Annotated in this window: 20 protein-coding genes; 6 read left to right on the top strand and 14 right to left on the bottom strand. The window is 38.5% G+C overall.

The features are described from left to right. Positions 1 to 213 precede the first annotated feature (213 nt). The gene (gene gntK, locus KSHG_RS07730; RefSeq protein ID WP_010304334.1) at positions 214 to 1752 is read right to left on the bottom strand and encodes a gluconokinase; all 1539 of its coding nucleotides are present in this window, start codon (positions 1750 to 1752) and stop codon (positions 214 to 216) included. Between the two features lie 384 nt (positions 1753 to 2136). On the opposite strand from gntK, the gene KSHG_RS07725 reads away from it, so the two are divergent. Both KSHG_RS07725 and KSHG_RS07720 read left to right on the top strand, forming a co-directional pair. Beyond that, entirely contained in the window at positions 2137 to 2517 is a 381-nt protein-coding gene (locus KSHG_RS07725; protein WP_010304331.1) for a hypothetical protein, read from the top strand. 26 nt (positions 2518 to 2543) lie between these two features. Continuing rightward, positions 2544 to 7730 (top strand): SpaA isopeptide-forming pilin-related protein, encoded by a 5187-nt coding sequence (locus KSHG_RS07720; RefSeq protein WP_010304327.1) that lies wholly within the window; start codon positions 2544 to 2546, stop codon positions 7728 to 7730. A gap of 343 nt (positions 7731 to 8073) precedes the next feature. On the opposite strand, the gene KSHG_RS07715 is transcribed toward KSHG_RS07720, so the two are convergent. The 10 genes from KSHG_RS07715 to KSHG_RS07670 all read right to left on the bottom strand — a co-directional run bounded on the left by KSHG_RS07715 (position 8074) and on the right by KSHG_RS07670 (position 18347). Then, positions 8074 to 8913 (bottom strand): alpha/beta fold hydrolase, encoded by an 840-nt coding sequence (locus tag KSHG_RS07715; protein ID WP_010304325.1) that lies wholly within the window; start codon positions 8911 to 8913, stop codon positions 8074 to 8076. Positions 8914 to 9109: 196 nt separating this feature from the next. Further along, a complete protein-coding gene (locus KSHG_RS07710) occupies positions 9110 to 10258 on the bottom strand; it encodes an acyl-CoA dehydrogenase family protein (RefSeq protein WP_010304323.1) in 1149 nt (382 codons plus the stop codon). Positions 10259 to 10276: 18 nt separating this feature from the next. Beyond that, positions 10277 to 11470 (bottom strand): acyl-CoA dehydrogenase family protein, encoded by a 1194-nt coding sequence (locus tag KSHG_RS07705; protein WP_010304321.1) that lies wholly within the window; start codon positions 11468 to 11470, stop codon positions 10277 to 10279. Between the two features lie 15 nt (positions 11471 to 11485). Continuing rightward, the gene (locus KSHG_RS07700) at positions 11486 to 11920 is read right to left on the bottom strand and encodes a Zn-ribbon domain-containing OB-fold protein (protein WP_010304319.1); all 435 of its coding nucleotides are present in this window, start codon (positions 11918 to 11920) and stop codon (positions 11486 to 11488) included. A gap of 13 nt (positions 11921 to 11933) precedes the next feature. Continuing rightward, positions 11934 to 13097, bottom strand: coding sequence for a thiolase C-terminal domain-containing protein (locus tag KSHG_RS07695; protein WP_010304317.1), 1164 nt, complete (start codon positions 13095 to 13097; stop codon positions 11934 to 11936). Positions 13098 to 13111: 14 nt separating this feature from the next. Continuing rightward, positions 13112 to 13525 carry a MaoC/PaaZ C-terminal domain-containing protein gene (locus KSHG_RS07690; protein ID WP_010304315.1) on the bottom strand — a complete coding sequence of 138 codons (414 nt, stop codon included), beginning with the start codon at positions 13523 to 13525 and terminating at the stop codon, positions 13112 to 13114. A 12-nt stretch (positions 13526 to 13537) separates the two neighbouring features. Further along, positions 13538 to 13981: a MaoC family dehydratase N-terminal domain-containing protein gene (locus tag KSHG_RS07685; protein WP_010304312.1), complete on the bottom strand. Its 444-nt coding sequence runs from the start codon at positions 13979 to 13981 to the stop codon at positions 13538 to 13540. A gap of 3 nt (positions 13982 to 13984) precedes the next feature. Then, positions 13985 to 16153, bottom strand: coding sequence for an acetate--CoA ligase family protein (locus KSHG_RS07680; protein ID WP_010304308.1), 2169 nt, complete (start codon positions 16151 to 16153; stop codon positions 13985 to 13987). A 290-nt stretch (positions 16154 to 16443) separates the two neighbouring features. Continuing rightward, a complete protein-coding gene (locus KSHG_RS07675; protein WP_010304304.1) occupies positions 16444 to 16635 on the bottom strand; it encodes a helix-turn-helix domain-containing protein in 192 nt (63 codons plus the stop codon). Beyond that, positions 16632 to 18347 (bottom strand): hypothetical protein, encoded by a 1716-nt coding sequence (locus KSHG_RS07670; RefSeq protein ID WP_010304301.1) that lies wholly within the window; start codon positions 18345 to 18347, stop codon positions 16632 to 16634. The genes KSHG_RS07675 and KSHG_RS07670 overlap by 4 nt, the downstream gene beginning before the upstream one ends. A gap of 209 nt (positions 18348 to 18556) precedes the next feature. On the opposite strand from KSHG_RS07670, the gene KSHG_RS07665 reads away from it, so the two are divergent. Next, positions 18557 to 19879, top strand: a complete 1323-nt coding sequence (locus tag KSHG_RS07665; protein ID WP_010304299.1) for an aldehyde dehydrogenase family protein — start codon at positions 18557 to 18559, stop codon at positions 19877 to 19879. Positions 19880 to 19987: 108 nt separating this feature from the next. Here the strand turns inward: KSHG_RS07665 and KSHG_RS16435 are convergent, their stop codons facing one another. The 3 genes from KSHG_RS16435 to KSHG_RS16425 all read right to left on the bottom strand — a co-directional run bounded on the left by KSHG_RS16435 (position 19988) and on the right by KSHG_RS16425 (position 21682). Further along, positions 19988 to 20584, bottom strand: a complete 597-nt coding sequence (locus tag KSHG_RS16435) for an MFS transporter (protein ID WP_010304297.1) — start codon at positions 20582 to 20584, stop codon at positions 19988 to 19990. A gap of 1 nt (position 20585) precedes the next feature. Next, on the bottom strand, positions 20586 to 21020 hold the full coding sequence (locus tag KSHG_RS17455) for a MarR family winged helix-turn-helix transcriptional regulator (RefSeq protein WP_010304295.1): 435 nt from the start codon (positions 21018 to 21020) through the stop codon (positions 20586 to 20588). A gap of 194 nt (positions 21021 to 21214) precedes the next feature. Further along, a complete protein-coding gene (locus tag KSHG_RS16425) occupies positions 21215 to 21682 on the bottom strand; it encodes a response regulator transcription factor (RefSeq protein ID WP_010304293.1) in 468 nt (155 codons plus the stop codon). Between KSHG_RS16425 and KSHG_RS17450 the strand changes: the two genes are divergently transcribed. From KSHG_RS17450 to KSHG_RS16415, 3 genes are all read left to right on the top strand, one after another. Then, positions 21676 to 22095 (top strand): helix-turn-helix domain-containing protein, encoded by a 420-nt coding sequence (locus tag KSHG_RS17450; RefSeq protein WP_010304291.1) that lies wholly within the window; start codon positions 21676 to 21678, stop codon positions 22093 to 22095. The two genes, KSHG_RS16425 and KSHG_RS17450, sit on opposite strands and share 7 nt — an antisense overlap. Positions 22096 to 22712: 617 nt before the next feature. Continuing rightward, positions 22713 to 23894 (top strand): MFS transporter, encoded by a 1182-nt coding sequence (locus tag KSHG_RS07635; RefSeq protein ID WP_010304287.1) that lies wholly within the window; start codon positions 22713 to 22715, stop codon positions 23892 to 23894. A gap of 63 nt (positions 23895 to 23957) precedes the next feature. Next, positions 23958 to 24713, top strand: coding sequence for a GNAT family N-acetyltransferase (locus KSHG_RS16415; RefSeq protein ID WP_010304285.1), 756 nt, complete (start codon positions 23958 to 23960; stop codon positions 24711 to 24713). Positions 24714 to 24990 lie beyond the last annotated feature (277 nt).

Below are 24990 nucleotides of genomic sequence, written 5' to 3'. Positions count from 1 at the left end.
GTAGTTCAACAAGAATTTGACGGCGACTCCTAGTGGAAAAGCATGAGCTGAAGACTCTGGAGTGAGCTTACGAGCGAGATGGCTTCAGCTATGCCACAGGAAAGCATCCGTCTAATTCTGTTAAAATTTTGTATGAAAAGATGAAAAAAGCCGTCGTGGATTTGAAACCACGACGGCTTTTCTTATTTAACTGTGTAAGACAGTCAACAACGATTATTTTTTAACCCATTTATTTTGGAAGTCGACGATTGAACCGTACTCTTCATTAAACATACGAGATAGACGAATGAAAATCGGTGTTAACTCATTGTAGATTTTTGTATTTTCAGCGATTGGTTCATGGTGATGTGTACCACCGACCCATTCAGAAACAATTGAGAAATCTTCAATTTCACCAATCGCATAGCGACCTAATACAATGGCACCTAAGCAAGAACTTTCGTAGCTTTCAGGAACTGTTACCGGTTGGTTGAAAATATCAGCCATCATTTGACGCCACAGTTCTGATTTTGCGAAACCGCCTGTTGCTTGGATTTTTTGTGGAATACCGATTAATTCTTCAAGCGCAAGAAGAACGGTATATAAGTTGAAAATGACACCTTCTAATACGGCACGAATCATATGCTCACGTTTATGATGTAAGCCTAAGCCGAAAAATGAACCGCGAGCATTCGCATTCCAAAGTGGCGCACGTTCACCAGCTAAGTATGGGTGGAATAGTAAACCTTCCGCACCAGGCATGACGCGTTCAGCAATTTTCGTTAGCACTTCGTAAGGATCTATACCTAAACGTTTTGCTGTTTCGACTTCTGAAGAAGCTAATTCATCACGTACCCAGCGGAATGTCATACCCCCGTTGTTAACAGGCCCGCCAATTACCCAATGTTTGTCCGTTAAGACGTAACAGAAAATACGACCTTTTGGATCAGTAATTGGTTTGTCAGAGACGGTACGAATCGCACCACTCGTACCAATTGTTACAGCAACGACACCTGGGTCAATCGCATTGACACCAAGATTAGAAAGTACGCCATCATTTGCGCCGATTACGAAACGAATATCTTTCGGCAAGCCGATTTTTTCAGCCATGCTCGGTAAAATATTTGTGACGATCGTTGTCGTCGGAGCTAATGCACTTAATTGATCTTTACGAATACCTGCTACTGCAAGTGCTTCGTCATCCCAGTCAGTCGTTTTTAAATTGAATAAACCGGTTGCAGAAGCAATGGAGTGGTCTACGATATATTGATTGAATAGTTTATAAAATACATATTCTTTAATACCGATAAATTTCTTCGTTGCATTGAAAATTTCAGGTTTTTCATGACGTAACCACGTAATTTTGCTTAGTGGTGACATCGGGTGGATCGGCGTACCTGTACGCATGTAAATCTCTTGTCCATTCCAGTCATTTTTAATTTTTTCTGCGTATTTTGTTGCGCGACTATCAGCCCAAGTAATGCTATTTGTTAGTGGATTATTTTGTGCATCCATGGCGATTAAGCTATGCATAGCTGCACTGAAAGAAACAAATTGTAAACTTGAAACATCATAATTATTTAAATTGATTACGTTCTTTAACGTTTTCACTACGGCTTTAAAAATTTCCTCTGGATCTTGTTCTGCCACAGATGGCGTTGGACTCAATAAAGGGTAGCCAAAGCTTGCATCATTTAATACTTTTCCGTTTTCATCAAATAATAAAGCTTTCGTACAAGTCGTACCAATATCAACACCTATATAGGTTTTCATACAATTCACTCCTAAAAATATTTCACAATTAAAATCAAAAAAAGAAATAATTTTTCATATATATCTATTCTACTCAATTTAAGCAAATTATGAAAGTGTTTTCATTCGTAAAAACATACATTTTTATACAACTTTCTGTGTTCTATTACATAAATTGCCTAATGTTCAACACATTAAACGTCCGATTTGAAAAGAATAAGTCCAATATTAATACAAAAAAATGAGAAGAAATACGATTTTTTTTCATTTTTTATAAAAAATGACCATTTCATTACTTTATGACTATATTAAAAATATAAATTTATAATTTTAGTGTGATATGAGACTAAAGAACAATAAGATATAATGAAAACTATTGACTTTTAAGGAGGTTTAATAAAAAAGATGCATAAACGAATAGCACCCATTTTATCGATCGTATTAATTTTGAATATGATCTTTAGTTTTTCTAGTTTGCAATTCCAAGCTAGTGCTGCAGAAGACACGTTAAGCGACTTAACAAACTTTGAATTAACTTTCCAAGATAAAGATTATCAACCTAAAGATAAAGTTACTTCGATTACGGATATTATTAAAGCTAGCTATGACTTTGATTTTGGGAATCTAGATGCGGATCGTACGATTACATTTGATTTACCAGAACAAGTTCAAACGATTACAACCTACAAAGATGAAGAAATTTACGAAGGTACGAAAAAAGTAGGGAAATTTACGTTATCGAAAGATGGCAAAGTTACATTAACTGCTTATAAAGGTAAAACGTAAAAATTCATTTTGAAGCAGAATCAACAATGAAACCTGGAGCACCAATTGAAGAAGGTACAACAGAAATTGTGTACGGTTCACAAGCCGCAGATTTAGTCGTTGATTTTGAAAAAGGTGCTGAAATCACGAAACAAGCGAAAGCATCTCAAGACGGTGAAACATTTACGTGGACGATTGATGTCAATACGTCTTTATCAAAATTAACGAATGCTATGGTGACAGATGCCATTCCAGCTGGATTAAAAGTGACGGATGTGCAAGTCAACGAATTAGTAATGAAATTAAATGCAGCAGGTTCATTAAATAGTGAACTCGGTGCGAAAGTAACACCCGATGTGACGACTGCGGATCATAACGTAACTGTTGCACTGGGTAACACATCAAAAGCGTACCGTATCGTCATTACGACAGCACGCGAAAACAAAACGATCGCCGCTACATATACGAACGTTGCAAAACTTTCATCAAACGAGCAATCATACGATTCAAATAAAGCAACAGCTACGTACAAAGCAACAGTTGATGTAGCGAAAAAAGGTAAGATGAATGAAGCCGGAAATCAAGTAGCCTATGATGTTACGTTTGATACAAAAGGCAATACATTACCTGTAGGTAGTACGATTGTGGATAGTTTAGGTACGAACACAATTTATGATAAAACATTTAAATTTAATGCATTAAGCAATCAAGATTTCTCTATTTATAAAGTGACAGATGGTATAGAAACACTTGTACCATCTTCAGATTATGAAGTCGTTGTTGCGAACGGTGCGAAAAAAATTGATTCAACGATTAAATTTAAGAAAGAAATTGAAGGTAAATACGTTGTGAAATACAATGTAGGTTTCTCACCGAATGCGAATCAAATTATGACGGTCGCAAACGGGGTCAAATTTACGAACAATGCAACATTGAAAGTTCCTGTAGATGGTACACTCCAAGATTTCGGGAAAACATCTCATGCAGTAGACTTTACGAGCAAAATCGCAAACACTTACAAATCATTACGCGAAACGAACTATGAAACGAAAACAAATAAATACGTCATCGTCGTGACAGTACCAGAAGACGGTCACCAATATTCAGTGAAAGATATGGTTCCGACAGATGGTAGTTTATATGATTTCAAGTTAGAAAGTATCGTATCATCAAAAGATAAAAACTATGAAAATTCATCAGCAATTAAACAAGATGGTTCAACAATTAATTTTGACTTATTTAAAGGAGATGCAACAACACCAGCTGGTACGTATACAATTACGTATACGATGAAATTTGATGCAGATAAGAGTAAATCAAAAAATATTAGTAACAACTACTTAGTTTATAAAGATGGTGTACAAAATATAGAATTACTTGGTGTTGGTCATAATTTATCAAGTAATAAACTCGCCGTAAATAATGGTTTTAAAACAGGGACGCTTCGTTACAATAGCGAAGGGAACTACGAAGGTAAAGATTACCAAGTAGGAATCAACTACAATTTACACGATTTAACAGGCGCCATTGTTACGGATACGTTAAAAGGTAGTCAAACGTATGTAAAAGATTCATTTAAACTTTACAAATGGACGATTGCTAAAGAAGCAAATAACACAGCAAATATTACTGAAATAACAGACGTTAATTGGGAAGAGGCACTCGTATTTAGTAACGAGCTGCATAAATTCACGATTGATATGGATAAATTATTACCAGAAGGCGCTAGTAAAACAGGGGCTTACCAAATTGCTTACCAATCTAAATTTGATGACCAAATTACTTCATCAGATTTAGGTAATGGCATTCAAACAACATATGCAAAATCAGCTTCTGATGGCATGGTTGAGAATGGCAAAGTGGTAACGGATACGAGCACCGTTCCTTACGCAGGTAACTACGTAACGAAATCAAGTGCTCAAGAAGGACGTCTAGCACACTGGAACGTTCAAATTAACGGAACACAATCTAAATTATCAGATGTAAAAATCAAAGATGAATTGTCAACAGGACATAGCATCATTGATACGAGCTTCAAATTATACAAAGCACAAGTGAAAGACGGCAAGTTACAAACAGTTGGCGAACCACTTGAATTAAACAAAGATTATACAGTAGACGTTAAAAACAACGGCTTTACACTCGCATTTGCGAAAGCAATTGATTCTGCTTACGTATTAACATACGATTCATACATTACAGCAAAATCAGGTCAAGCAATTACGAATAAAGTAAGCATTGATTCTGCTGATCCAATGAGCACGAACACATCTACTTCTTCTTCTATTAAAGTATCAAATGCTGGCGGTAGTGGTTCTAGCGGTGCTGACATCGAAACAGGTTCACTTGAAGTGAAAAAAGTCGATGCAACAGATGACGACAACGTACTTGTCGGTGCAACATTTGAACTTTCTTACACAGATAAAGAAGCGAACGTAACAATTAAACAATTAGCGACAACAGATGAAAAAGGGATTGCTACATTTAAAGATATTCCTTATTCAAAATATGTCACAGATGCAGGCATTACAATTAAAGAAACTGCTGCACCAGAAGGTTATGTATTAAACGATCAAGCAATTAAAGTGGATGTTTCAAAAGCGACACAAACAGTCACGATTGAAAATACACCGAAAACATTACCAATCGGCAGCATTCAAATTCAAAAAGTCGCAAAAGATCATGCTGATCAAGCATTAGCAGGCGCAACATTTGCATTACAAACAACAGACGGTAAAGCCGTTACAGATGCAGAAGGAAATGAATTAACGGCGACTACGAATGCAGAAGGTCGTGCAGTTATTCAAGACGTTCCTTTCGGCAACTACGTATTAGTAGAAACAAAAGCACCAAAAGGATATGAGTTACCAACTGGAGATGCTGCGAAAACAGCTGTTTCTGTGAAAAAAGATAAAACGACAAACACGTATATGGGCGTTGTTAAGATTGAAAACACACAAAAACCACTTGGGGAAGTAACGATTACGAAACAAGATGCAGACTCTGAAAAAGTGTTAGCAGGCGCGACATTCCACATTACGAATGAAGATGGATTCGATGCGACAGCAACGACAGATGAAGCAGGTTTACTTCACTTCACTTCATTAGTTGAAGGTGACTATACAGTTCAAGAAACTGCTGCACCAGAAGGCTATGTATTGAATGACAAACCATTTACAGTCACAGTAGAAGCGGGTCAAACGACTTCAAAAGTGATTAAAAATAATAAACAAACCGGTATGTTAATCGTGAAGAAAGTCGATGGACACAATAGTGATGCATTAGCGAATGCGACATTTAAAATTGTTGGTCCAAATGATGAAGTGTATACAGAAGTATCGAATGCAAAAGGTGAAATCACTTTAGCAAACGCACCAATCGGTACGTATACAATTCAAGAAATTGTTGCACCAGAAGGCTATGAATTAAATAGTAAAGTGTTTACAGTAGAAGTTACAACGGACAGCACGACAACACAAGTTGTAACGAACCAAAAAGAAACACCAAAAACCGGTACGTTAAAACTCCATAAAATCGATGGTGAAACGAATGAGCCACTTGCAGGCGCAGAGTTCACGATCACAGGTAAAGACTTTAAAAAAGTCGCTACTTCAGATGAAAATGGATTAATTGACGTAACAGAACTGCCAATTGGTACGTATACAATTGAAGAAACAAAAGCACCAGAAGGTTATTATTTAGCAAAACAATCATTCCAAGCAGTCATTACACCAGCAGGTATTTATGAGCAAACGGTTTTAAATACGAAGAAACCAGTCGTAGTAGAAGCACCTAAAGTTGGGAATCTTCTTATTCATAAAACAGATGCAGCAACTGAACAATCATTAGCTGGTGCAGAGTTCAAAATTACAGGTCCGAACGGTTATGAAGTAACGAAAGTAACGAATAACGCCGGATATATCGAATTAACAGACTTACCAATTGGCGATTACACTGTTCAAGAAACAAAAGCGCCAGCAGGTTATGATTTAAATGATACAGAAGAAGCGGTAACGATTAATGATCAAACGACATTTACATTAACGGTTCAAAATGAAAAAACAATTCCTCAAGTAGGATCACTTCTGATTCATAAAGTAAGCGATACAGAAGAATCTCTTGCAGGTGCAGAATTCAAAATTACAGGTCCGAACGATTATGAAGTAACGAAAGTAACGAATAACGCCGGCTACATCGAATTAACAGACTTACCAGCAGGCGAATATGTCGTGAAAGAAACGAAGGCGCCAGCAGGTTACGTTTTAACAGATGTAGAATATACAGTGAACGTAACGGTACAAGGTACATTCACACAAACAATCGTCAATGCGAAAGAGCAACCAAAAGTTGGTCAATTAACATTGAAAAAAGTCGATGCAACGACAGAAGAAGCATTAAAAGATGCGACATTTACAGTTGTTGGACCAAATGACTTTAAACAAGAAGTAACGACAAATGCGAACGGAATGATCACATTAAAAGATTTAGTTCCTGGAACATACACAATTCAAGAAACGAAAGCACCAAATGGCTACGTACTTGAAACAACATCATATGATGTAGACGTCGTTGCGAATGAAACAGTAAATCAAACGATTAAAAACGAGAAACAAACAGCGACAGTGACATTGAAAAAAGTTGATGCGATTACGAATGATGCATTGAAAGGTGCAGTATTTAACTTATTCGCAAAAGATGGCACACTCGTGAAACAAAATCTTGTAACGGATCAAAATGGTGAGATTGTTGTAGAAAAATTACAAAATGGTCATTATCAATTTGTTGAAGTAAAAGCGCCAAATGGGTATACATTAGATGATGCGCCACTTAGCTTCACAATGGAAGGTAGCGATGTTAGCGTTGAATTCGGTAATACGAAAGTGAACGAATCCACACCACCGACACCAGATCAACCAAAAGAAGATGATTCAACATCAGTAACACCGGACAAACCGAAAGAAGACGGTTCAACAACGGGAACACCGGACAAACCGAAAGAAAATAGTTCGACAACGACTGGTACGAATAAACCGTCAGAAAGCACAACGACGACAACACCGACTAGTCCATCAACACCAAACGAACAAATTGTTACAACGAATAACGATTCAACGAACAAAGGTGCAACATTACCACAAACAGGTGATAATACATCAATGTTTACTTGGATTGGCGTAATCATTCTTATTGCTGCACTTGTAATCTTTGCCGTAGCACGTAGAAAACGTAAATAAAATCATTTGAATTTTTCGTCCTTCCTCTTAATGAGTGAAGGGCGTTTTTTATTGGAAAAATCGTAGTCAAATAAAAAAAGCTGTCGTGATTAACGTTTGAAACAACATAAAAAAGACACTTCCAAAGGTATAAAATCTTTGGAAGTGTTTTTTTGATAAATAAAGTGAAACGACCGTTCACCGATTCAGTACCGGAAAAAGATCGTTCAACCTCACTTTCGTAGGTTAGTTCCTCACGACAGTTCTTTATACGTATTGTTCTTTATTTTGGAGACGCTTCTAAAGGGTGTCTTAAATCCTAAACAAGCTTATGACATCCGAACAGACTTGTTCTTCAGCATAGTTATAATTTATTTAAAAATTGTAACAGTGCTTCGTTGAATTCATCTGCATGCGTAGCTGTTAGACCGTGCGGAGCATTAGCGATTAATTGTAATTCGGCATTTTTAATTTGTTCGTGTGCTAATTTACCACTCACTTCGAAAGGCACAATATTGTCGGCATCTCCGTGAATAACGAGCGTTGGAATATCGAATTTTTTTAAATCTTCACGGAAATCTGTCCGTCCGAATGCAGCGATACAATCAATGGTTCCTTTCGGAGACGCGAATGAAGCAATTTCAACACTGTAACGTCTAAATGCTTCACTAACGAGCCCTTGTGTTTCACCTGCAGCATAAAAGTTTTTCGAGAATTCTTCTAAAAAGGCAATACGGTCTTTACGTATGCCTTCTTGCATACCGATGACATCGGCATCTTCCATCCCACCTTCTGGGTGGTCCGTATTTTTAAATAAATACGGGGTTACAGCTCCTGCAAGAACAGCTCCAGAAAGACGTGATGTTCCATATTGTCCAATGTATCGAGCAACTTCACCACCACCCATTGAAAATCCAACGAGTGTCACATCGTGCAAATCTAAATAGTTAATCAAAATGTTTAAGTCGGCAGCAAACGTATTGTATTCATAGCCATTCCAAACTTTAGATGATTCTCCGAAACCTCGACGATCATACGTAATGACACGATATCCCGCTTCCACTAAAGCGGGTACTTGGGCTTCCCAAGAACGTCCACTTAATGGCCAACCGTGTATGAGGACAATCGGTTTTCCTTCGCCAACATCTTCAAAATATAATTGAATGGGTGCGCCGTTTTCAGTACCTACAGTAATCTTACTCAATGAAATCCCTCCCGTTGTATGAATCAATAAGTGATGAATGTAAGCATTACGTTACAAACGTCTTATTTCCTCAATTATAAGACGTATACGACTTTATTTTCAAATTATTCGAACAATAAAAAAGAAATTACTTATGGGGAGTAATTTCTCTTTTTTCGTTTATATGGGTGGAATTGTTTATGACGGAAAATGTGTATTAGTTACGAACGGCTTCATTCATACCGACCCAGTTCAATGCTTGGATTGCTCGATCGTAATAGTCGACATTCGTTCCTAAATAGTTTTCATAAAAGCGTGAGCGTTTAACGAAGAGATGGCAATCAATTTCTTCGGTAAAACCGATTCCTCCATGAATTTGGATATTTTGTGCAGCAATTTCGATAAATGCTTCTGTAGCAAAGATTCGAGCACTATATACGGCTTCACTGCAATCTTCCGAATGCGTCTCAATTGCCCAGTTTGCATAGTAAGAAAGGGAGCGTGCTGTTTCAAGTTGTAGCTTCATATCAGCAAGGCGATGTTTAATCGCTTGGTAGCGCCCAATCGGTTGTCCGAACTGTTCACGGATGTTAGCATACTCACTTGCAGTGTGTACGATTTGCTCCATTGCACCGACAATAACAGATGAAAGGGAAGCGTTATACGTCAATAAACTTTCTGTTAAAACAGCGAATCCATCTTCATTTAGAGCGATTAGTTGCTCAGCTTCTACGACAACTTGTGATAATGTAACTTCACTTAATTTCCGCGTTTCATCAAAGTTTTCTTGTGCTCGAACGGTCACACCTTGTGCATCGAGGGGAACGAGTGCAAGCGTGACACGTTGTTCGTTTCGGAATGGGATGAGCATATGTGTCGCAAGTTCACAATCCGGCACTTGTGTTTTAATACCATTTAAAAGGAGTGCACCGTTATGGGCGGTAGCCGCAAGTTGAATTCCTTTTTCCGCATAACTATTGCCTGGTTCTAACCAAGCGACTGTTGCACGAATTTCTTGATTCGCAATTTTTGTTAAATACGTTTGTTTTTGGTCTTCTGTGCCGTATTTTTTTAGAAGGGGAACGACGATTGCACTCGTCTCTAAATAAACACCGGGCATTAAGACGCGACCGTATTCTTCAAAAATAGGTACGAGATCAAGCTGACCAAGTCCCATGCCATCAAAGTCTTCGGGAATGTTTAATTGTGTACAGCCAAGCTCATCTAAACCAGCAATCACTTTTTTCGTATTTACTACTTCCTGCGCAATATAATCGCGAGCAATTTTCGTTTGTTCGTGATCGACTAAATATTTACGTACAAATTTACGGAATAACTCTTGATCTTCACTTAATGAAAAGTCCATTTCATTCGCCTCCTCGTATTATCTTCCTGCGTCTTTTGGTAAGCCTAAAATACGTTCCGCAATCGTATTGCGTTGGATTTCGCTCGTACCGCCACCAATTGTTTGACCGAATGAGTATAAGTAATTTGTTTGCCAGTAGTTGCTACCGCTTACGGCATCTTCTTTCCAAAGCAAACCGTTATGTCCTTGAAGTGAAATGGCTTCAGAGAACAACTCTTTCGTTACTTCACTGACGAATAATTTATCCATCGAACCTTCTACGCCGGGATGACCGACTTTTAATTGCTTCGTTAAGTTACGGTAGTAGTTAAGTAGGGATCCACGTTGTTTCATGTACAACTGGAATAAGCGTTTACGCACATCTGCTTTGGCGATGAGCGGTTCACCATCTTCTGTCGTATTTTGCATGAGGGATACGAGTTCGCTGAATTGTTGTTCAAGCGAGAACACTTGAGCTCCAATTCCTGTACGTTCGTGCATTAGAAGTGCAATCGTTACACGCCAACCATCGTCTAATTGACCGATGATTTCGGTATCGTATGCAACGGCATCATTTAAATACACTTCGTTAAAATCATGTTCACCGTTCATTTGAATAATTGGACGAACTTCAACACCGGGTTGATTCATATCGAGTAGGAAACACGTAATACCGTGATGTTTCTTTTCGCCTTTACTCGTACGTGCGACTAAGAAGCATCGGTCTGCAAAGTGAGCAAAACTCGTCCAAATTTTTTGACCATTGATGATCCACTTGTCACCTTGTTTTACAGCCGTCGTTTGAACAGCTGCTAAATCAGAACCTGCATTCGGTTCCGAGTATCCTTGACACCATACTTCTTCACCCGATAAAATTTTCGGAATGTATTTTTGCTGTTGTTCCGTCGTTCCAATTTGCATTAACGTAGGACCGACCATATGAAGACCGACATAGTTCACAAGAGGTGGCGCTTTTACGCGAACCATTTCTTGGTGATAAATAATTTCTTCCATTAATGTCGCATCACGACCACCGTGCTTTTCAGGCCATGCAATGGCTGCCCAACGTGAATCAGATAATGTTTTTTGCCAAGCGCGTAGGAAAACACCTAGTTCTTCTTCATCTTCTGGTAGTTGTTGACTCTCTAACCAACCTTCAGGTAAGTTTTGTTCTAACCAACTGCGTAGTTCTTGACGAAAAGCTTCTTCTTTCACTGTATAAGAGAAATCCATTATTCCACCTGCTTTCTATGCTAATTCCCATTGAGGGATTGCGCGTTCATCATTTATTTTTTCCCATACCATTTTGACAGATGTTCCGATGTCTACTTGGTCTGGTGTCGCATTTAAAATATTGGCAATAATTTTCACTTCGGGGATATGTGCAAGTTCAACGACTGCAATTACTAAAGGCAAATCTTCTTCAAATCCGGGTAAAAATGGGCGATAAGATACGACGTATGAGTAAACAGTTCCTTCTATAGAAGAGCCTTGGTTTTCCCATACGACATTTTCGCTCCCACAGTGTGCACAAGCGGGACCAGGAGGATGTGCATAATGACCACAGTCTGTACATTTTTGTAAGTTTAATTCATGTTGATCAGCAGCATCCCAATAAGGTGCATTATCAATCGTTTTTAACGGAATTGGTTTAGCGTATTGAACTTTTGTTTCTTCAGTCATTAGAAATCTCCTCCTATTTGCGAATAATCATAGCGCCAGCTAAGTCTGGGCCAGCCCATCCTGTACAAATTCCAATCTCATGGTTTTTCACTTGTCGGTCGGTTCCTTCGTATTCACCGCGAACTTGACGAACAATTTCTAACACGTTATTCATACCGTGTGTATAGCCTTCTGATAGCATCCCACCAGCCGTATTCGTAGGGAGTTTACCACCCATTTTCAAATTACCAGCTGCAACGAAATCACCGACTTCTCCTTTAGGAGCCAGTCCATATGCTTCAAGCTGGCGTAGCACGACCCAGCTGAAACAGTCATAAATAGAAGCGACGTTAATATCTGCTGGCGTTACACCAGCTGCTTCGTACAATGGCTTCGCAACGTAATCTGAAGCGACTTCATCGACATTTTTCCAGTAATGGGCATGCGATACAGATTGACGTGCAGCCATTCCCATAATGATTGCCGGTGTTGATTTACAATCTTTTGCACGTTCAGCAGATGTCACGATAATGGCATTTGCTTCGTCTGATTCTAAGCAAAAATCATGTTTCGTGAAAGGTGAGCTCAAGTGCGCTGTTTGTAAATAATCTTCCATTGTTAACGGCTTTCCGTAGAAGAAAGCATTTGGGTTACGCTGTGCATGCTCATAAAAACTTGTACAAACGTGACCAAGATGTTCTTGTGTTAAGCCATTCATTTTCATATGGCGTGTCGCAAATAAACCGAACCATTGAGAAGGGCTTGCGGCACCGTAAGGGATAATGAAGCTTCCGCCTTCGAAAGCAGATTGTAGAAGATCGCTACTCCAACCGCCACCACCCATGCGGACACCCGAGCGACCATTCATCGAACGGTAAATTAAGACGGTCTTCGCTTGACCTGTCTCGATTAATCCAATCGCATCTGCGATTAAAAGTTCTGTACTACTACCGCCACCCATAATTTCTTTTACATACTGTGGGCGAACGCCAAGGTATGTTGCAACTTGGTGAGGGGAGCAAGAATCATGCTCTGAATAGCTCATGAAACAGTCGATATCTTTCGCCTCAAGACCGGCATCTGCTAGTGCTGCGCGAGATGCTTGTAGCGCAAGATGAAGCGGAGTCGTACCTGAATTTTTTGAACGTTTACTTTCGCCAACACCTACGATGGCATATTTATCTCGAATTGCATTCATATACAAACACTCCTTTAAAATTGTAAAATCGCTTCGCCAGAACCGACGATTTCTTCGGGACCTTTTTCGGCATATAACGTTAAGATTGCATGATGTTTGCCATCTTTTTCAAATAGTTCTTTAATGACACCGCGACATGTAATCGTATCTTTTGCGAAAGTCATTGCACCGAAACGCATTCGGAAATCTTGAACAATCGCAATATCTCCTGCGAGATGTTCGACATATTCGGCAAGGAAGCCCATGATCAACATGCCATGTGCGACTACGCCTGAAAGACCGATTTTTTGTGCGAATGAGTCGTCGGTATGCAATGGATTAAAATCACCAGAAGCACCAGCGTACTTTACGAGCTGCACTTTTGAAACAGGTGCTTTCGTATAAGCGGGAAGTACTTGGCCGATTGATAGTGTTGCTTGTTCTAACATAGGGAATCCTCCTTAAGTAGCTAATGGGCGATAAATAATGTTCGTTCTGCTCGTAACGACGTGGGCACCTTCTGCATCATGCATGACCGTATCCATTACGATGAACTCCATTGAGCCATTTTTTCCTGCTTTTTCGTATACGTCTGTTACTTGTTGCGTACAGTGGAGAATATCGCCGGGGCGAATCATTCTCGTATAAATGAATTGCTGTTCGCCGTGCAACATTCGTCTGTAGTCTAAATCTAATTGAAGCGCTTCCCCTTCATCGGGCATAACCGCGATCGGGAAAGTAAGCGGTGCGATACACGTTCCATGAATCGTCTTTTTCGCATAGCTTTCATCTGTATACAGGGGGTTCGCGTCACCAATTGCTTGTGCGAACTGACGAATATGACGTGCATCTACTTGAAATGTATAAGGTGTGCCGGTTAAACCGACTAAATGACCAAGTTCCATAAATTAACCTCCCGTCGTTTGACGCGTTGAACTTTTTTCTTTGACGACAAGCATGGCATCTGCTGCAATAATCCCTTTTTCGTACACCATCAACGGATTAATGTCGAGTTCTTGAATGTCGTCTTTATAATCCATAATGAGTTTCGAAACTTTCAACATGACATCGATAATGGCCTCTGTGTCGAGCGGTGATTTGCCACGAGAACCGTGTAAGATTGCTTTGCCTCGTAATTCTTCAATCGCTTCTAGTACGTCTAGTCGAGAAAGAGGAGCTACTTTGAATGCAACATCTTGGAACACTTCGACGAAAATACCGCCGAGTCCCGCCATAATAACAGGGCCGAATGTCGGATCTGTATGTGCACCAATAATAACTTCTACACCTTCTGCTAACATTTGTTGTACAGAAACACCTGCAATGCGTGCATCTGGTTTATAGTTTTTCGCATTTTGAAGTACTTCTTCATAAGCTTGTCGTACTTCTTCAGGATTCGTTAAATTTAAGCGAATCGCATCCGCTTCTGTTTTATGTGGAATATCTTTCGAATCGATTTTTAATACGACTGGATAGCCGATATATTCTGCATATTTTTCCGCTTCTTCCACTGAGTTTGCGATAAAGCGTGTCGTCGTTGGAATACCATATCGTGTTAACACTTCACTTGCTTCCGCTTCACTTAATGTTGAGCCGGGTACGAGTAAATCATCTAGCGGCTGCGTCGGGAATACGGCCTCTTCAGCGGGAAGCGTACGTTGCCATTTTTGATAATGCTCACTATGTTGTACGAGCATCGTTAACGCACGAACAGGATTCAAACTACCCGGTACGACAGGAATGCCATTTTCTACAAGGGTTTGCGTCGCTCTTGGATACGTAAATTCATTCAATGGGAACGGGAAGAGTGCGACAAATTTATCACTATTTTGTACGATGTCGATAAACTCACGAAGTTGTTCAGAATTTTCATCCCATGCGTAAGGGAAGTCTGTAAAAATAATGTTGTCGACTTCTGGATCTTCGACTAAAGCTTTCATCGGCGTTAAATAAAATTCAGGGTTCGATACCGAAGCGGCTGCTGTTAAGTCAATTGGATTCGTTACACTCGCATAACTCGGTAAATCTTGTTGAATTTTTTGTTGTGTCGCTTCACTTAATTCTAAAATGTTTAAGCCGAAGCTTTCACAACGGTCGGCTTCGTTAATACCGCGACCACCTGAAGACGTAATGATGACCGTATTTTTACCTTTTGGCATTCTTTCAGGATCAAATAGTTTAGCGAAGGCGATAATATCATCAAAGTCCGTCGCACGAAGAATGCCGTATTGTTTGAAGAAAGCATCATAAATTTTATCCGAGCCAGCAAGTGAGCCTGTATGAGAAGCGGCTGCACGACTACCAGCTGAACTTTTACCTGTTTTCATAAAGAGCATCGGTTTATTTTTCTCTAACGCTTGTAACGCTAGATTTTTTAATTTTTCAGGATTTTTAGCGCCTTCTAAGTAGCCACTAATTACGTTCGTTTGTGGATCATGCACCATGTATTCAACGAAATCTTCTAAGTTGGATTCCATTTCGTTGCCTGTACTGACGAAATAGTTAAAGTTGACGCCTTGCTGTGCAGCTGCCATATACGTAAGTACACCGAATGCGCCACTTTGTGATACGTAGCCAACACCTTTTTTGCCGTTCAGTGGAACAGATAAAAATGAAGGTGAGAACGTACCAATCATGCCGTTACTCGTATTAACTAAACCAACGCAGTTTGGACCAACGATACGAATACCGTATTCTTTAGCAAGTTGACCAAGTTCTTCTTGTAGCAATTCGCCTTCTTCTCCAGCTTCTGAAAAACCAGAGGCGAAAATGATCGCTGATTTAACACCTTTTTCTGCACAAGCGTGTAAGCCTTCTCGAATTTGGTCTAGCCCTAAACAGAAAATAACGAGATCTACTTCACTAGGAACGTCAGCGAGTGTTGGATAACTTGTTCGACCTACGATTTCTTTCGCAGTAGGGTGAATCGGGAAAATATCACCTGCAAATTTCCCGTCTATTAATGCTTGCAACTGTAAGTAACCAATTTTGTGTGGCTTCTCTGATGCCCCTAAAATAGCAACTGATTTTGGGTTAAACAATGGCTCTAACGATTCGTAATTGAATTTGTTTGTCATGCCTTTCCCTCCATTTCTTTAAAACAGATGCATAATCTGTATGTTCAGTATAAGTGCTTCCACATTTGTGGAAGAAAATTAACAAAACCTAAACTTATAAACTAATAACATAGTTAATAGAAGAAATAGCATGTTAAAACGTAGCAAGGGCAACGATTTGAAAATAAATAAAAAATTTTATGTACAGTGTAACCACGACATATCGTTTAAGTAGTCACGACCACAAATGATGTAAGCGCTTTCTAGTAGAAAATAAAAGAAGCGGGGGTCCATATAGACCTCCGCTTCCGTTATTTTTGCTCCATCCAAGCAATCAGTGTCTTCTTCAACTTACTAGACGGTGTTGCTTGCTGTCTTTCTAATTTACTTACGTATGCGGCTGAGATGTTTAATTGCTCACCTGCTTGAAGTAACGTTAAGTTTCTCATTTTTCGAATAGATGCTAACTGACGAGCGAAGTGTTCTTTTTCTTTCGCCGTCATCGGTGTCGTTTTTTCAAAATAGATTGATACGTTTCTAAAATTGCGCTAGGTGGCTCGATAACGACGGATGTACTGACCCAGTAGCGTCCCCAATGCTTACCAGTCGCTAAATTTTCATCCCAATTCGTGTAATGCCAATCTGCGATAATGCCATCTTCTTGCAATTGATCGAGCGCTTTTTCGAATCGTTCTTTCGTTCGAGATGGCGTCCTCTCTTGCAATGATTCTCCGAGTGCATCGAGTAAGGTTTGGATTTTATTTGGCTGCAAATACGTCCCTTGTGAAGCTTGCGTTCGCCAGCGCCAACTTAAATAGCGCGTTAATTGCTTTTCCCAGCGATGACGATATGCATGATATTTCAATGCGTGTAAATGGAGGAGTGCGAGCTGTCGATGTGTACCAGTTAAGAAAGGCACGAACAGTTGACCAATTCGACAATAAATCGGCTCATCGTAACGCATTTTTTTAAATTGGCATGCTTCACCATCTTTCGTTTCGAATGCCAAAATACGTTCACCCTTCACTTTTCCTTCAAGGGAGACGGTTATGCTTTGCAATGTGTGCAATGCATGAAACATTTGTTCTTTTTGTTTACGATCGTAGCCACCTCGACGACCAACACCGCTTAGCTTCGGCTTTAAGTCTCGCATCATTAATAAATCGGTAATATGAATTTCAATAAAATCATGCGGATTTTTCGTGCGATGTAAAAAAAGAGCACATAGACTATCGAGTGTATCGACATCGTTAATCGATAATTGCTCAAAAATATGTGCTGCTTCCTGTTCATCGAGTGAAAGAGGAATGATTTCAATACGACCAGCCGTTTTCCCTTTCGTAAACGTACGAGTCGGCCATTGCTCGAATGTAAAGTTCTTTTGGTAAATAGATTCACGAATAATTTGATAGACGATGTTATTCATCACATACATATGACCGGGAACAGTCGTTAATTGGCCAAATTCTTTTATGCCGAGTGGTTTGATGGTGACTGGATCGTCTTGTATGTATGATTGTAAATCGGCATCTAGTAAGTCAATTACCTTTTCGAGCCATTTATTAACATAGCGCTCAACGTAATGTACAATTTTTTGAACGAATTGAGGCATATTGGAAACGTTTTCAGAAAGGAATTGAAAAAAGAGTGTATTTAACTGTGTAGGTTGCAAGGATTTGACGTGCTGAATACCGTAGTTCACAATAATTTCTTCTAAAACAAATTCTAAAATGAGTTGGCGATACCAACTGTTGAATTCATCCCACGTTTCACGTTGACCGATAAATGTTTTTTCAAGGAGCAGTTTTTTCGTCACGTGCAAAGATTTGTCGAGAAGTGTTTGTTTCGACAATAAAGCGATCGCTGCATCACCTTTTTGTTCCACAACATAAAAAATAATAGATTGTGCCATTTTTTCGACGATTCGGTTACGGGCACGCATGCGGAGTTGCATAAACAATGCCTCATTTTCTTTGTAGGAAGCGTCGCTTAGCACAAATATTTGAGACGTATGGAATACCGCTTCATTGTCTAAGTAAATAACGGTATCTTGCTCACGGTATTGATCGAATAATGCCGTGTAATTGTTCGGTTGTTGATTTGTTTCAAACATAAATACTAAATAAAAAGGGTCAATTACTTTTTGAAGCTGCTTAATTTCTTGTTGTAAAATCGCATATGGATTTTGACTCCAGACGTTGTCATTTTCATGCATATTGATCACCTCATCCCACTTACTATATTCGCTGAAAAGGTGAAAAAAACCTCCTAAAGAACGAAAAAAACGAATTTTAGAGAAAATTATTTTACCCTTTTCTACCAATGGTTTGACAATTGTTTCCTCCTTTCTTGTAAAAGTTTAGACTTGTTAAATTTTGTATACCCCGATATAATTCAGCTTACAAATTCTGAAGGAGTGATTTGATGACAACGGTAACGACAGAAAGAATTCAAGAAATCTTCACGAAACAAGTAAATCATCAGTGGGAAATGAGAAAAACGACGGCGGCAGAAAGAAGTGCCAAATTGCTTCGTTTGAAAGACGTGTTACTACAAAACTTAGAGGCACTTGTAGCGGCTAACTTAGAAGACCGTTTACATCCTAAAATGACCGCGGAACACCAAGTGTATCCCATCATCGAAGTTATTGATTATGTCGTTGAAAACTTAGAAGAGTGGATGAAACCGGAACTTGTTGCGAAACCGAAAGACGGTAAAGCAGCGTATATTTTACACGAATCACTCGGTACGGTGTGCGTGTTCGGTACGTGGAATTCACCGATGTCTGTTACACTACACCCACTTGTGGAAGCGCTTGCAGCGGGGAACTGTGTCGTCATTAAACCGAGTGAGTTTAATCCGGCATACAATGTCGTACTCCAAAAAATTATCGAGGACGTATTTGAGGAACAAGAAGTGGCACTCGTACAAGGGGAAGCGGACGTTTCAGAAGCATTACTGAAACTACCGTTCAATCATTTCTTCTTCACAGGAAGCCCACGCGTCGGGAAAATTGTTATGAGAGAAGCGGCGAATCACTTGTCTTCTGTTACGTTAGAACTTGGTGGGAAATCACCGGTCATTCTTGATGAGGGATATGATATGGCACTTGCTGCGCAATCACTCGTATTCGGAAAAATATTAATGGGCGGTCAATTTTGTATTTGCCCAGACTATATTTTCGTCCACGACCAAGATGCCGAAACTTTTGCAGGAGCATACAAACAAGTGACACAAGGTATGCTGTATGACGAAGGTCAATTACGTACAGCAGAGCGTAGCCATGTTGTAAATGTACAACATTTCAATCGCTTAAAAGGTCTCGTAGACGATGCATTGCAAAAAGGTGCTACATTACTAAGTGGCGGTACATTTGATGAGGACAACTTATTAATCGAACCGACATTACTTGGCGATGTAACGGAAGAAATGACGATTGCACACGAAGAAATCTTCGGTCCTGTTACGTACATTAAGACGTATCAAAAGCTAGACGAAGTGACGTCGTATATCCAACAACGTCCGAAACCACTTGCTTTGTACATTTTTAGTCAGGAAGAAGCCGTACAACAGCAGCTACTAACGGAAACATCGTCAGGTGGTGTGACGATCAATGGCATTATTCAACACAACACGTATCTTGAATTGCCATTTGGTGGTGTCAATAACTCAGGACATGGAAGCTTCCACGGCATTCATGGCTTCAAAGCATTATCACATGCGCGTGCTGTTTTTGAAGTAATGTAGTGAATCGATTTAAAAGGAATAGCCTTTGCTATTCCTTTTTTTGATTGTTACAAAACGAAAACCCGCCAATCTAATATAAATAGATTGGCGGGTTTTTATGAAAATAGGTTAAGCGACTCTTTTCACTTTACGACCGTGTAAGAAATAATACATAACGATTGTAATGACGACAAGAACAGCCATGATTTCGTACATACCACGGTATCCAACGCTCGGTAGGATTGAACCAATGAAAATAGGACCTACACCGATACCGGCATCCATCGCAATATAGAATGTTGATGTCGCAAGGCCGATACGGTGATGCGGTGCTAAGTTCACGACAGCGACTTGGCTACAAGAAATCATATTCCCGAAGCCTAATGCGATCAAGGCACTGGCGATTAAAAGCATCGCACTACCGTATGACTGGCTTAAACAAAATAGTCCGATTGTGAATAAAATAAGAGTTGGGTAAATAATAATATTTTCACCACGACGGTCTAATAATTTCCCTGTCAGTGGACGTGAACCGAGTAAAAATACGGCATAAACGATAAAGAAAACACTCGCTGCTAAGCCGGCTGTTGTTTCAGATGCATTGAATTGTTCGATGGCATAAAGTGTCATCGTAGTCATTAGTAAGTAGAACGTTAAAAAGATTAAAAATGCCGTTAGCGTAATAATAATAAAATCCTTCGTCCAAAGTTTGGCTCTGGTGGTCATGCTAGTTTAAGTCAACTCCATTAATGTTATTCATTATTTTTTGTAAGGTGCGGAATGTTGCCTCCAGATCTTCTTCAGAAATGTCGTGAAACATATTTTTTTCAAACGTGCGCTTCGCCTGTTGAATTTCTTTTTGGATCGACGTAGCGTGTTTGCTTAACACAATACGACGCTCGCGACTATCGTTAGAAGGAGCATGTTCAACGAAATCATTTTTCTCCAAGTGCTTCACGGCGCGCGTCACCGATGATTTTTCAATGCTTAAATATTTGGCAATCTCAACAAGGGACACGGAACCTTCTGTTTTCAATAAATATTCGGTAACAGCGAGCTGTGCTTGTGTCAGCTGAAATGAATCCATGCGATGATTTAAATCTTTCGTCATCGTACGAGACGTTTGAAATAATTGATGAACTAAATCGTTTAATGGGACCAAATGATCTTCCTCCTTAAAAATTAGTTGCATATGCAACTATATAGAACGACGTTTAGAAAGCCAATAAGCGTTTTACAGTTGCGCAACAAATCGTTGCTCGAATAATGTACACTATTTCGTTTATTTGTTTATAAATATACAAGTTTACAAAATGCATAAAAAAACACTTCCTCTACGCTGAGGAAGTGTTTTCGTCATGAAGAGATGACGTATTTTTTCGTAATTGTAAATGTAATGAAGAAGTAAATAAAATAAATGGGGAGTGTCGTTGAGACAATAGTCATTGAAAGAATCGAGTTGTTTAACACTTTTTTCATTAAGCTTGCTAAAATGCGGCTTTCATTTTTTGTAAGCGTCACTGACTTTCCATGATAGTGGACGCTTAAATTCACCAAATTCAATGTCAGCTCCCGAACGACCTTCGTATTATTCAATTTCCGCGCAAGTAGCCAATCAATACGCGCTAATAAAATCGTCGAATTGTACGGTTTATGAATATAATCATCTGCCCCAACACGAAACCCAATTAACTCATCCTCCGCCGAGTCTCTTGCTGTCAAAAAGATAATCGGAACATCCGATGTTTCGCGTAGTTTATTTGCAATCTCAAAGCCACTTTCACCAGGTAAATTCACATCTAATAAAGCTAAGTCACATGGCAATTCCTACACTGGCTCGTATCCATGAATTTTCAATAGAAACTGCAGCTCATTCAAAATCGGCTTATCATCTTCTATTAAGGAGATTTTTTAAAAAAAAGGATGTGACTAACATGGGGCAGCATACATTTAATAAAGATGACCTCGCTGAAAATTTGAAGAACCTTCGGACATACTGTAGGTTTAAAACATTGGAAGTGGCAGACTTTTTAAATTTAACGTCATCTGCATACGGTTACTATGAAACAGGAAGATCCACAACCTTTTTAGAAAAACTCATAAAGCTTGCTATACTGTATGGAGTAGCTGTTGAGGATTTGATGCGGAAACCTAGTGAACTCATGGAGAATATTGTGCGAGAGTTGAATTTGACGGAGGAGCAATTGTTACTTTTTAAGCTTATCTTGAATAATTAAAATTCCACCTAACAAAAGTAGAAGTTTCTACTTTTGTTAGGTGGAAAAATTTATTTAAAAGAATTAGATTGCTTTAATCAATCATTTTAAGTAGGTTTTAAAGTCAATTATAGTGCGTGATTTAAGATATTTTATGAAGTGACAAAATTCAACCGCAGTAACAGATTCAAAGCATTTACTTGTAAATTACATAAATAAAATAATGATATTAATTGGGTAATAGATTACCTTTCCTTTTTAAAAAACAATGAAAAGGATATGAATCTATGGACTTTTCAGTTAAATCAAATATGGAATGGTGTTCATCCATATTTTCAAGCAGATACTTATGTAGGCATTATGCAATTTTCCAATGAAAAATTAGTGCTTTCAAACAAGTGCATTCAAAATGATCATACATTAGTTTCTATAGATTATATTAATAAGTATAAAAATTCCATTTACAATGCTAAAATAGAATTTAATATTTCATCTTCCTACCAAAAATACATAGTTATAAAATTTTTAGAAATTTAGTTTTTGGAGGTTATCTAGTCGTAAATCAAAGCGAATTGGAGGAGATACGAGTGTAAATTTAACTACCTTTTAAATTTTTTACAAAAGAAAGGGTAGTGAAGATGAAAAAATCGTTTCATTTTTTATGGATTAGTCAATTATTTGCAAACTTAGGTGATGTTTTTTATATAGTAGGGTTAATTTCTATTTTATATCAGGCAAGTGAATCGCCATTTTATATGGCATTATTGCCTTTTTTAAACATGGCGGGTCGCATGATTAGTAGTAGTCTGACCCCTCTACTAGTTAATCAGTATCGTTTAAAGTCGTTACTTGTTATTTCTCAGGGTCTTAAGACAGCGTTACTATTGATTTTAGCAGTTGGTTCACTTTATACACTGTCAGTATACTTTATGTTTATCATCATTTTTGCTGTAGCATTTTTAGATGGGTTTGCACAACCTGCTAGTAATGCGCTTATTCCTCGAATCGTCGATAAACCACAACTTCTACGTGCGAATAGTATTCTCTCAATGATTAATGAATCGACGAAGCTTGGAGGGTGGGCACTTGGTGGAATACTTGTTGCAGCAACGAATGGAGAAATCATTATTTGGATTACATTCATACTTTTTATACTCTCTACAGTGTGTTTATTATTTATACTTGATCCTACGCCGTTTGAAAGAACAACGAATATTCCTAAAAAACAACAGTTAACAGAAGGATTTCGGATGATTTGGCATAATTCTTCTTTCCGTACAATTCATGTCATGATTGTTTTTGAATCTATCGCAGGTGTTGTATGGGTTGCGGCAATTATGTATCTTTTCGTTGCGGATGTACTGCAAGTATCCGAAGCATGGTGGGGTTATATTAATACGACATTCTTTGTAGGATTATTAATTGGTGGATTTATTTGTACTACATTTCAAAAAGTGCTTGAAAAAAAGCTGAAAAGTATGGTGTTGTTTTCTTCAATGGGTGTTGCTGTTGTCATGTTAGCGTTTGGATTGAATCAAGTGGCACTATTAGCACTACTTTTAAGTCTACTTTTTGGCGTGTTTGAACAGATAAAAGGTATTCTGCTTGGGACATGGCTCCAATTAAAAGCAACAGATGAACAACTTATAAAAATATATAGTGCGCAAGGTGTGTTAAATTCTCTACTATTTGGCTTATCAACATTATTTTCAGGGGCATTAGCAAATATTTTTTCTGTACAATGGCTTTTCATAGGATCAGGGGTCTTATTGCTTCTGTCTGCAATTTATTTTAGTTTGGTACAAAAAAGATTTGCTTAATTAAGTGAAATACATCAACAAATACCTATAAAATGTAATACTTTTGAAAAAGTGGTGATTCAAGTGGAAAAGCTATTAATACAATTACAAAAATTAGGCGTTCATTCTATCAAAAACAATAAGTCAATCATGTTAGAAGTTTTAAAATATAATAAAAGCCATGTAATGGAAATCGATAGGTTGTTAAATGAACTAATAAATGAAATGCAAAATAGTACGTGGAATAAAATTCTACTAGAATGTCCAAGGCAATTATTAAATAATTTAAGATATACGAAAACAAACATGAACATTACAGGGGAACGAGTAGTTTATACAATGGAACTGCTAGACTCTGACGATTTTTCTGTACCGAAATTTGAAGTATGGCCAATCAACCAAGAGAATTCGATTCGATTATTGTCTGAAGTGTTGCAAGTTACGTTGAACCATGCAGAAGTCTTTTTGCAGCAAATGAAAGAAGAACTGCCAGATCAAGCAGAAAAAATGTTTACCGTATACAAAGTGAATACTATTCCAGTGGGTATTGTGTTACCCCATATAGAACCATTGACAAACAACGAAGGCAGACTATTTTGGATAGGCATTCATCCTAATTATTTAGGAAAAGGGTTTGGGAAAGATTTGCATGCAATCGGATTGTATCGATTAAAAAAGGATTTTCATGCGGAGTGTTATGTAGGTATTACACAAATTGATAACTGTGCGATGCGGAAAATTATGCAAAGTAATGGCTGTGTAGAAAGTGAGCATATTTTAGCCTCTTTAGAGTATGTTCACGATAGTACGCTTAAAAAAAGTGATTGTATGGATATCTAAATTAATTATAATCAGTGTTTTTGAAAATAAAAGGTTGACAATATTTAGAAAGTTCGTTAAGTTTATATCTAATTTCAATTTTAAAAAGCAATGACAAGGATATGAATCGTTTAAGAGAAGGTCAAAAGAGAGGGAAATCACCGGCTGAAAGTTTCCTGATTGGACTATTCGATTTACTCCCTTTGAGCTGTGCTAGGAAACTAGCAACGTGTACAGGCGTTATCTGTATCAATGAGCTACTGGTCACTTAACAGTAGGAATTTGGGTGGAACCACGG

Origin of the sequence: Kurthia senegalensis, from assembly GCF_000285595.1 — a bacterium.
GTDB classification, from domain to species: Bacteria; Bacillota; Bacilli; order Bacillales_A; family Planococcaceae; genus Kurthia; species Kurthia senegalensis.
The sequence above is the reverse complement of the archived record's forward strand: the minus strand, read 5'-3'. Positions and strand labels throughout refer to the sequence as shown.